The 10,548-nt window shown below is 32.9% G+C and carries 8 protein-coding genes and 1 pseudogene; 1 reads left to right on the top strand and 8 read right to left on the bottom strand.

Translation table 11 applies throughout. The features are described 5' to 3' along the window. Positions 1–217: pseudogene (locus AP75_RS08220) on the bottom strand (IS5/IS1182 family transposase); the annotation flags it as partial. Positions 218–614: 397 nt separating this feature from the next. Here AP75_RS08220 and istB point away from each other — a divergent pair. Then, the gene (gene istB / locus AP75_RS08215) at positions 615–1,352 is read left to right on the top strand and encodes an IS21-like element helper ATPase IstB (protein WP_031502640.1); all 738 of its coding nucleotides are present in this window, start codon (positions 615–617) and stop codon (positions 1,350–1,352) included. Between the two features lie 714 nt (positions 1,353–2,066). On the opposite strand, the gene AP75_RS08205 is transcribed toward istB, so the two are convergent. From AP75_RS08205 to AP75_RS08170, 7 genes are all read right to left on the bottom strand, one after another. Next, positions 2,067–2,609 (bottom strand): PIN domain-containing protein, encoded by a 543-nt coding sequence (locus AP75_RS08205; RefSeq protein WP_031502638.1) that lies wholly within the window; start codon positions 2,607–2,609, stop codon positions 2,067–2,069. Further along, positions 2,596–2,949: an STAS-like domain-containing protein gene (locus AP75_RS08200; RefSeq protein ID WP_051872609.1), complete on the bottom strand. Its 354-nt coding sequence runs from the start codon at positions 2,947–2,949 to the stop codon at positions 2,596–2,598. Before AP75_RS08200 ends, AP75_RS08205 begins: the two co-directional genes overlap by 14 nt. A 27-nt stretch (positions 2,950–2,976) precedes the next feature. Continuing rightward, on the bottom strand, positions 2,977–3,852 hold the full coding sequence (locus AP75_RS08195; RefSeq protein ID WP_088264226.1) for a hypothetical protein: 876 nt from the start codon (positions 3,850–3,852) through the stop codon (positions 2,977–2,979). Positions 3,853–4,120: 268 nt separating this feature from the next. Further along, positions 4,121–5,077, bottom strand: a complete 957-nt coding sequence (locus AP75_RS08185; protein ID WP_031502632.1) for an HNH endonuclease family protein — start codon at positions 5,075–5,077, stop codon at positions 4,121–4,123. After that, positions 5,070–7,190 carry an AAA family ATPase gene (locus AP75_RS08180; protein ID WP_088264224.1) on the bottom strand — a complete coding sequence of 707 codons (2,121 nt, stop codon included), beginning with the start codon at positions 7,188–7,190 and terminating at the stop codon, positions 5,070–5,072. The genes AP75_RS08185 and AP75_RS08180 overlap by 8 nt, the downstream gene beginning before the upstream one ends. Next, positions 7,187–8,539 (bottom strand): hypothetical protein, encoded by a 1,353-nt coding sequence (locus tag AP75_RS08175; RefSeq protein WP_088264222.1) that lies wholly within the window; start codon positions 8,537–8,539, stop codon positions 7,187–7,189. Before AP75_RS08175 ends, AP75_RS08180 begins: the two co-directional genes overlap by 4 nt. Positions 8,540–8,545: 6 nt before the next feature. Next, positions 8,546–10,546 carry an ATP-binding protein gene (locus AP75_RS08170; protein ID WP_088264220.1) on the bottom strand — a complete coding sequence of 667 codons (2,001 nt, stop codon included), beginning with the start codon at positions 10,544–10,546 and terminating at the stop codon, positions 8,546–8,548. Positions 10,547–10,548 lie beyond the last annotated feature (2 nt).

Genomic DNA, 10,548 nt, shown 5'->3' with positions numbered 1-10,548 from the left:
CCAAATTGTAAAGGTGTTTCAGAAGCAGACAGCCCACCATAAACCGGATCGGATGGCTTGCGTTTCCTTTCTTGGAATATAGGGAGGCGAATTCTTTTTCAAAATAATTCCAATCAACTTTTTCTGCAAGCAAAACAAGTTCGTGCGTATTATCAATAAAATCTATCAACATAGGACGGAATAATTCTGGCAGTTTCTCTGGATTTTTTCCCAACATATTTGCAAGGTTTTAAGGCTCTAAGATACAAAAGCCTGCAAGAAAACACAAGTGAAATATTGATTAAAACACTAATATTCAATATGTTAAACACATTTTAAGGAGCGACTATTTAGTTTTGAGAAAAGGGTGGGCAGAGAACGCCTGATCAACGCCTGCAGGCGAGGTCTGGAGTTCGAAAACTTCAGCTACAAAGCCATTGAAAGGATTTTGGAAACAATCTGGATCAGCGCAACCCCGAGGAAGAACAGCCCGGCGAAAACCAGCTTCCCGAACACGCCAATATCCGCGGAAAACATTATTACAACTGATGGCAAACAGGAATCGAGAATCAAGAAGCAAGAGAAAAGTAACAAGTAACAAGTAACAAAAATAACACTTAAAGATCATTCAAATTATGAACGAGCCCACCCTTACCAAAATGAAACAGATGCAGCTCCACGGCATGCACAGTTCCTTCCAGGCCGCGGTTGAAAGCGCAAAAACCGATCATTACACCATCGATGAGTTTGTCTCGATGCTTGTAGATGCCGAATGGGACGAAAGACACAACAGACGCATCGAGAGAAGCATTAAGAACGCCAAGTTCCACTACAAATCCAGCATCGAGGAAATCAGCTTCGAGAGTTCCCGAAACCTCGACCGCACTCTTGTACTGCGACTTGCGGGTTGCGAATTTGTAGAGAAAAACGAGAATATCCTCATCACGGGAAGCACAGGTGTAGGCAAAAGCTACCTGGGCACAGCCCTTGGTTACCAAGCCTGCATTGAAGGCTATAAGGTGAATTACTTCAATACCTCGAAACTTTTTGTCAAATTAAAGATGGCTAAGGCAGATGGCTCCTACTTGCGTGAACTGGCAAAAATACAGCGCCAAGACGTGATTATCCTCGATGACTTCGGCCTTCAGCCATTAGACGGGCAGAACAGAATCGCCCTGCTTGGAATCATCGAAGACCGCCACAACAACGGCTCTGTGATCGTTACTTCGCAGATCCCCGTACCGGGATGGTACGACATCATCGGTGAAAAAACCATTGCCGATGCCATTCTGGACCGCCTTATCCACCAATCTCACCGACTGGAACTTCAGGGCGAATCGATGAGAAAAAAGAAACGCATCAACAAACAGTAATTTTTATCTAAATTTGAACCAACATTAGCACATGAAAAAAGCAGTTCATTGAATGAAAAAAGGGGTGGTCAACTTACTCCGAAATTAGGTGGTCAGTTTAAACCGAACTTAGGTGGTCAGTTTAAATTGAAACTGGGTGGTCAATATCACCGAAGTTTACAGTAAGCCAAACGGATATAAATTTTCTTGCTTACCAATACTTCGAAGGTGTAGATCTGATGGGTATTGAAGGGGTAAGTGAGGGATTGATTATGACCCTTATCGCTGAAATTGGATTAGACGGTATTAGAAAATTCCCCACTGCTAAACAGTTCACGGCCTGACTACGGCTCGCCACAAACAACAAGATAAGCGGAGGCAAAGTTCTGTCCAACCACATCCCCAAAGGAAGTTCAAGGCTCAAAATTGCTATTCGAAACACCGCCAATGCCATCGGCAATCTCAAAGAAGGCTGGTTGGCAGATTTTTTCTAAAGACTGAACTACAAAAAAGGAAGAGCAACCGCTGTCTCCGCTCTGGCCCGTTAACTCACCGTCATCATCTGGAAAATGCTTGTGAAAAGTCAAAGCTACCAACCACCTTCAACCTACCTTTTTCTTGACGAGAAAAGAAAAATTGCTGCAGCCAAAAGAATTCAAAAACAAAACACTAAATTTGGATTGACTGACAGAGATATTGAAATCACAATATTAAAATTTAACGTTAGTCAGAATGTTATGAAAGTGCCGTTATAATATCAAGACTTTCTTCCAGCATAAAAAGATCTCTATCATTTGAAACTAACTTATAATTGTTTTGCAAACATACTTCTGCATAATAACTATCATTAAAATCTATGAAATCAAAGTTTGTAAAAATTCTATCAAAATTTAAAATATGAAAACTATCTCCAACTCTTACAAGATTAGGCAGCGTTAAAATTTTATTAAGTTGGATTTTTATCGATTCGACGGATTTTTTATACTCTGCGGTTCCTACAAAATCTCTTTTAAAATCTTTATTAAAATTATTATCTTTTTTTTGCCACAATCTGAAATCTCTTCGCAGTAATACATTTGAAAATTCTGAAAAAACCAGAGAAGTAGTATAAATTGGTTTGTCTTTCGAAACTAGTTCTGCGAAAAAATTTGAATATTTACGTTGTTCGTTTTTTTCGAAATCAGCTACAGTACCAAATAATAAAAGCCAAATGTTAGTATCAAAGAAAAAAATATCAGAGAAGGAAACTTTATAAGAGTCAACACTAATCTTTGCCATAAATTGAATCTCTATTATTTTTTTCAACAAAATCTTTATCAGCAAAATATTCTCTTGCCCTACTTATTACTTCTCGAAAAAGATATGCATCATTTGAATCTACATTTTTTAGAAGAAGATTATGATTCAAGAATTCTGCAGAATATTTCTGATTCTTGAATAAAGAACCAATTGCTGCATTTAAAAATGCAGTTATTATCAAAGAAATACCATCAAAATCTAAAACAATTTGTTGACTTTTATCTAGGTTCTCTTCTAATATCTCATACACTTTCTGACCATTCTCTGTAGAAACTGCCAAATCTGTACCTATTAAATCTTTTACAAATATGTGAGTCATACTGATATTGTTTATGCAAATATACTATTAAAATAAGTTTTTTAAATCTCTTTTTTCGTTTACTAAACTGTAGTAATTTTTATCATTTAGATTAAATATAATTGTAACTATTGTGCCATTAAAATATGAATTTAAATTTAATTTGCTTACCAAATCATTTCTATATTCAAAATATCCATCTGCCGAAATTATCTGAATTTTGCCTCTATTTAATTTAATAAATTCAAAAATCACTGCCAAACCTAAACCACCAGAGGTATCAATTTTCGTTGTATTACCTTTAACCATTGCCCATTCTATAGCATCTGAACTTACTATATCTTTTTTCAAAAAATTAGAAACATTCTCTTTTATATTTACACCTTTATCAACTAACGTAAAATGTAAAGGTTTATTAGGTTTTCTAGGGAAAAATTGACCACAAGTATGAATATAATCACACTTACCGTGAGTTCTTGCATTTTCATAAATCTCAAAAATATTCCTCAAGATTTCTTTATGTAATTTTGGACTAATGGAAGGAAATTCACTTTTTGAAAGTAATTGCTCTAAAATATAATTATTAAAACCATCATCATCTTTAGGGTCAAATCTTTTATATTGCAATGAAGTTTCATAATTGTCAATAATTTTTTCATATCCTAACTCCACTAAAAAATTGTTCTTTCGCAAAATTGTCTCAACCTTGTTCTGAATATTAATAATTTTAAATTTGTTATTGTTGGAAATTAATATCTCCAAGCAAACTCCAAAAAGTGCTGTTAAATTTGCTTCAAAAAAGGATACATTCTGAAAATCAAAAACAACTTCATCATTTTTTAAATCTTTTACTAAATTTATAATTTCAACGCAGTAATCATAACCATTGAAATCACTTTTAATATCCGCTGGAAATTTTAACAATACCACTTTCTAATAGTTTAAGTAAATATATTAAAAAAACACTTCTGCTAAAATATTCTATGACAAAAACCCAGGTAAAAAACGATAAAATTAAGCGGCAAATTTATGCAGGTTCACAAAGTTTCGGGATCTTTGGTAAGAAGGCAATAATCCAGAATTTAAAGGTAACCAAAAAAAATCATAATAAAATCCTGCAAGCAACCCAACAATTTTATTCAACGGACACTCAAACTAATGTTGATATCTCTTTTGAAAACAAGTTATTCCATTAAATGAAATTTGCTTCATCAAAATATTTATCAATAATATACCTTGCTAATCCTGCATATTCTTGGTCAGGGTCTTTATATTTCTTTAGTATTCTCATTTCTTCTCTCATAATTCCTTCAAACCAAATTCTTTTCTCTTCTGATTCAGCCATATAATTATTGTAATTAATTATTGCATTTTCGACACGCTTTATTTGTGCTTTTATTTTAATAATCTTTTGTTCTCGGGCAATTGTTAGAGGTAGCCTATGCAAAGCATAGGTAATGATTGATTGCATTGCTTTCTTTTCTTCAAAGTCTGTTAGACCATCATTTGTAATTATTGCCCCATCTTCATCATATTTAAAGTACTTTTCTATACTACCATCTTTGCATGGATTTAGCAATAATCTTTCGGACTCCTCTAAATCAAAAGCCTTTTGATAATTTTCATTATCAGTAAAATAAATTAATCCATGATTATAATTTAAACGATGGGCTTCTGACACTAGAGGAAATTGGTCAAGCTTACCAAAAACCGCTTCTTCAATATTTGCTCCATTTCTGAGCTCATGAGTATTTGTTTGGTTGCAAAAGGGACAAGCAAATAATAAATTTTCCCATTCAGAAGCTAACCAAAAGTAGCCCGGCTTATTCGGGCTTGTATCTTCAATTCCTCCTTTAGGTCTAAAATGTTCAATGTCACCATTGTAAATTGCTGTGATTTTACTTTCACAATAAGCACATTTACCATGAAACATTGTTACAAGTAGTTTTCTAACTTGTTTGTTTGAATAAACAGCATAACTATCTTTTGTTCTTGAACCTCTTTTACCTGTTTTTTCATATTTTTTCAGATGATTAGCTACATCTCGAAAATATTCGATAGCATCCTTTGCTTCGAACTCACCATCACTCGGCGGATTTTCACCAATTTTCAAAATGTCCGGACAGTCTAATCTTTTAACATTAATCATACAAGTCAATATTTAGATTTTTCCAGACCTCCTTCACTCTTTGTACCGCTTCTTCTTTTAAATTATTCCTATCAAAACTTTGCTTATCAAATGCAACTTTTTCAGCCAATAATCTATCAATTACGGTGTACATAAGCTCATCTCTCAAAGAGTTCCCTAATTGCTTTTTATCTCTAAGAAACGCTCTTAATTGGTCAATCTCCATCCTTTCACTTGAACTAATTTCATCATTTTTGGCTAATAACTCATAATACCGATTAAATGAAGCTTCTATTTCGGGGTCAATAAGACTATTTAATCCAAAAAATTCTGAAGCTAAAATTTGGTCAACTCTTAAAGAAGCCGGATCAGGCAATTCGGTACTTGCAACAACTTGATCGTCTAAATTTTTAAGTAACAAAATTTCGTTTGTTTCTGCTCCTCTAAGACAAAGTGGGTGATGTGTGGAAATAATAAAATTAATATTAGGGAATACTTCTCGCAGTTGCTTTACAATTCTCATTTGCCATCGTGGATGTAGTTGATTTCCCAGCTCGTCAATTAAAACAATTCCTATCATCACAGACATATCTGACTGAGCATCTGAAAGCTTCATCATTATATCAAGAGCTAATGTAATTGTGCTTTTATAACCATCGCTTAATTCTGAAAATAGATTTTCTGAATAGCCAAGAACAATTTCACCATTTTTGATGGAAAGGTTAGTATCTAATTTATCATGTGGCAATAATTTTTTTATAGACACTGCTACTTTATCAAAAAAGTCAATATCGTTTTTGTGTATTGCCCTCAACCATTTTGTAACATCATTTAATGGTTTAGTTGGCTTAAATAAATTTTGATAGCTTATTTTAGAAGTATCTCGTTTCGAATTATTTTCAATATCATCAACTGAAAGCCTTAATGAGCCATAACCAATCAAATAAGAACTAAAATTACCATTTTGCTTGACTGTACCGGATTTACGAATCAGGGTAGTATGAATAATGTTTTTATCGTTCCTTTCCTTTATAATAATTTCAGCAGTTTGCTTTCTTTTCTTTATTAAAGATTGAACAATATCCTTATTTATAAACTTTTTATCCAAACTTAGCCCAATAGCGATTGCTTGAAGTATTGAGCTCTTACCGACCCCATTTTCTCCAAGTAAAAACAGCCACGATTTTTTATTTATATCATCTTCTTTAAAATCAATTCTTAAATCATCAATGGATTTAAAATTTTTGATATGGATGTATTCTATTGGGAAGTAGTCACTTTTCACAATATCTTTCCATAATCTTTCTCTTTTAGTTGGTTTTTCTTTTTCTCTAAACCAATCATCATCAGTTTGATAATCTTCTAAGCCAATTATTTGGCCCAAGAATGGTGTAGAATCTAACTCATTTAATAAAACAAATCTTTTATAAGATAGAAATTCAATAGTTGGGTCTTCTTGTTCATAAATATTTGCTAGATATTTTTTAAGTGAACGATTATCAATTTGTGTCCCATTGATTAAAGACTCTACGGCCTCTATAATTTCCTTTCTTGCGTTTCTTCTTCCTTCTAATAAATTAGTTCTATTAAGCCTTAATAATTCAATAGTCTGAAGTCCTTCATCTGTTAACGCATCAATGTAACCGTCATTACTGTGTAAGTAGTTAAAATGTTTGTCAGTTTCATCAAGGTACGGGTTTAATAGCATACGATGTTCATTTTTATAATCATCTTTTTCATTTGATGCTCTTACTCCCCTGACTGGAAAATAATTTCCTTTATATTGATTACATTCTTTGCAAGCATAAATTAAATTATCCCATTCAAAGGTTAACCACCAATACAAATCTTGATAAAATTCTTTATTATCCCTTACCCCATTATTAGGTCTGTATCTGTCAACAGTTCCTAATTCTTGTGATTCTATTTTAATTTCACAGTACCCACATTTGCCGTGGAATGCTACATGCAAAAATTTCTTTAGCTCGTTATCTATTTCCTTATTAAAAGGCCAGTTATATCGCTTCTGACTTCTATTTTTGGAGCTGAAAAAGTCTTCCATTTTTTCAATGGCTAAATCAACGGTTTCAGAGTTTAGGTAGACAGGAGCATTTTGTATTTCTAATTTAATCATCTTCCCATAATTTTTTTTGCAAACGTCTCCAATATTTTGGAACTTGGATGATTTGTTAACGAAATAAGTTTGTTGGCCACAGCCACAGGAATCAACGCATTTTCATAAATATCACATCTCAATTTATCAATATTCATAAGTATTTCCTGAATATTTTTTAAATCCATTAGTTCGGGCTGATTGTAGTACGTTATATGGTTTTCAACGGGTATTGTCAGGACATAAACCCTTTCGTCGAAAGATTTATAAATAAACTTACCACTGTAATACGATGTACTGCCGTACTGTTGTTCTTTGTGATTGCCAACTTGTATATATGTGTAAATATGCTCATTGTTTAGTAAAAAAACCTGACCAGGATTCAGTTTGTCTTTAATTTGTCTAGCATGATCTACAAAAGCACCTGAAGTTTCAACTCCAACCAAGTTAATCTTATTGTTTTGGCTAAGATAACTCAACAAGGCCTGCATTGGCTTATGCATATTAGCCGTTTCACCACCGAAACTTAAAGGACCATCCTTTACAAATAAAAAACGGTCTACCAAACCCTCCTGAATTTCCATTAAGCTTTTGATTGTATGGATTGTAAAGAAACTTTCTATAACGCTTTCCAAATAGGTAACAATTCCAGATGCTCCAGCATCATTATCAACTTTCTCAAATAATCTGAATACATCAGTGATCAATATTTCTTTATTACATTTATCATGAGTACATTTCCAAGAATAATTTTGAAAGTCTATTTTGTCTTTATCTAAAATAATGTTATTTGTTCCGCAATGAGGACATTTAGAAAGTTTATAAATACTCTTGGTTGAAGAAGGGTTATATTGCTCAAATATGAACCAATACAATGTTGCAAGAATAGATGTTCTGCCTGAGTGTTTCTTTTTGAAAAATTCGTGAATTGCTTCTCTAACAGTCGTTCGAAAATCAATATCTTTTTTAAGAGCTACATTCTTTGTAGGCAATACAAATTTTTCTCGTTCTATCTTTTTTAATTTATTTATATCAGATGGTGACACAAATGGCTTCTTTTCCATATCATCCAAATCGGAACCTTTGATAAGTAGCGAACCAAACTGAAAGAAAGTGATTAATGAAGATGGAAAGCTCTTTTTAACTGGAATGGTTGTACTCTCTCCATCAACTGCAACAATAAATTCAATTGTATTTTTCTCTGGATAAATAATGTCATATTTAAGAGCATCATTCAATTCAACATCTTCTGCTTCAACAGGAATCTCACAATTGTTTAGATATTGTTTGACTTCATCATCATTAATAAAATAGGTATGAGAAATTCGACTTCCTCGTTCGAAACTATTATTTGCATGATTATTTGACATATCCTGTTATTTAAAAAGTCCTATTTGTACTGGAACTACAAAAGGGTTAGAATAGGTTTTCATTCGAACAAATCCTTTGTCATTCTTCGCACTAAACTTGATTAAAGCATCCGCGAAATCACTAAAATCATAAAATTTACGTAGCTCTTTCACTTCATCTTCATTGTTTAAATGGGCTATAAACCAGTTCTGTGTATTTTTTAGAATATTTGAGCTAATTGAACTCACCTCTTGAGTGGCGTACATCATTCCCAAGTTAAGTTTAGCACCTTCTTTAGCTATTCTATTGTAAATCTGACTTAGATCTTTATCATCTTTTTTAGGAAAAAGGTTGTGTGCTTCCTCAAAGTAAAATTGTATAAAATTATTAGGTTTAGCATCTATGAAATTGCTCATTGATGAATTAAAAATTGCTCTACAAATTTTTTCAGAATATAGATTTTGAATTTCAGGATCTCCTTGAGATAAATCAACAATTACTATTTTCCCTTCTTTGACAAGTTTACAGATATTATCTTCAAACAATTCTGTTTCAGACGTTGTGTGATATTTCACAAGTGGGCGTAACTTTATGAAACTATTGACAGGACCTTTTTCTCCTGGACTTCTATATTGCGTTAAAAACCTTAAAATTGCTTTTAAATCATTATCTGCCCATGGTTTTCCTTTCTTCGATTCATAATTTTTTAAATAATCCCATTCATCGTAATTTTTCCAAACTTGGGTAAACCAAGTGATAGCTTCATCATAAGAAATACCTTTTTGGGGATCAATACCACCTTCCTTTACCTGTTCGTTAATTTCTTTGCATCCTTCAAAGTAAAGTTTATTGCTTCCTGCTAAAGTAAATCCTGCTAACTTCAAACAGCATTTATACGCTGCAATCTTTCTGTCATATCTAATTTTTTCTCCCCTTTGTAACTCACCCTCTTTTTCAAGACTAACCCCTAAGAAATCCTCTACATAATCAGATTGTTTTCCAAGCTGCTTAAAATATCCACGCATTAGCTCCTGTCCAGCTGGGATATCTTTGTAAAAATTAATTTTCAATACTTCAAAGTCATTCTTCTCTAACACACTATATCTAGTAACATCATCTTTATATTTTTCGAAAATTGCAGTTCCATCTTGCAAGTTTTTATTTGCATACTCACCATTAATGTCAAAAATGATTTGACCTACTTTTACTTTAGGAATTTCAGTTTCATTATATGGGTTAATATCTTCTTGAAAGCTACCTATTGAAGTATTAATTGTCGCTTTACTTGAAAGTTCCTGGGTAGCCTCGATTAATTTTTTAACCGTGTTTGATTTACCGGTTCTGGTCATACCAAACAATGCAGTTCTTTTTCCCAATATATCTTTCGTGTGCATATATACTTTTTCGTCTGTACTTGCACTTTCGGAATAAATCTTTCTGCTTGAACTATAGCGAACTGTCCCTATTTGAAAATTAGAATCTGGTTTTAATGGGCCATCATTATCCCTAAGATTTACAATATATTGAAGGTATTTACCAGATGGTTTGTAAACTTTGTATAAATGAGGAGAATAAAAATTCTCCAAATCAGCACCAAATTCTACCTTTCCATCAGCCGTTTTATAAAATGTCCCAAGTATAGAACATTCCATACCCGAACAACTGAATTCAAATCTGGTAAACTGATCAATTTGTCTATTTTTTCCAGCAGTTTTGAGTTCTTCTTTAAAATATTCTATCCTGGAACTGATTATATTATTGTCACTTGGAATAGGGCAAGGCCTCAATGCTCTTAATAGTAGTGCTTCGTGTACGATTTCGTCTCCAAAGTCGTTTTCATAGAATGCTAATAGAAAACAACCTTGGGCAATGCCTCCAACATTATATTTCCAGTCATCACATGTCAACAGACTTGTTTTATTATAATCTATTTTGAAAGGGTTCCCTACAAAGTTCTTGGAGTCTTTTGCTACTTCAAAAATATCTGTTTTAGCAATTTTTTCAAATTCATCTCTTAAGTTTTCCATAA

Origin of the sequence: Kaistella haifensis DSM 19056 (assembly GCF_000735695.2) — a bacterium.
GTDB classification, from domain to species: domain Bacteria; phylum Bacteroidota; class Bacteroidia; order Flavobacteriales; family Weeksellaceae; genus Kaistella; species Kaistella haifensis.
Note: the sequence above shows the minus strand (reverse complement) of the source record. Positions and strands in the feature narration are given on the sequence as shown.

Excerpts from the sequence above, each read along its gene's own strand:
- istB (WP_031502640.1), top strand. The coding sequence starts at position 615 with ATGAACGAGCCCACCCTTACCAAAATGAAACAGATGCAGCTCCACGGC.
- AP75_RS08205 (WP_031502638.1), bottom strand. The coding sequence starts at position 2,609 with ATGGCAAAGATTAGTGTTGACTCTTATAAAGTTTCCTTCTCTGATATT.
- AP75_RS08200 (WP_051872609.1), bottom strand. The coding sequence starts at position 2,949 with ATGACTCACATATTTGTAAAAGATTTAATAGGTACAGATTTGGCAGTT.
- AP75_RS08185 (WP_031502632.1), bottom strand. The coding sequence starts at position 5,077 with ATGATTAATGTTAAAAGATTAGACTGTCCGGACATTTTGAAAATTGGT.
- AP75_RS08180 (WP_088264224.1), bottom strand. The coding sequence starts at position 7,190 with ATGATTAAATTAGAAATACAAAATGCTCCTGTCTACCTAAACTCTGAA.
- AP75_RS08175 (WP_088264222.1), bottom strand. The coding sequence starts at position 8,539 with ATGTCAAATAATCATGCAAATAATAGTTTCGAACGAGGAAGTCGAATT.
- AP75_RS08170 (WP_088264220.1), bottom strand. The coding sequence starts at position 10,546 with ATGGAAAACTTAAGAGATGAATTTGAAAAAATTGCTAAAACAGATATT.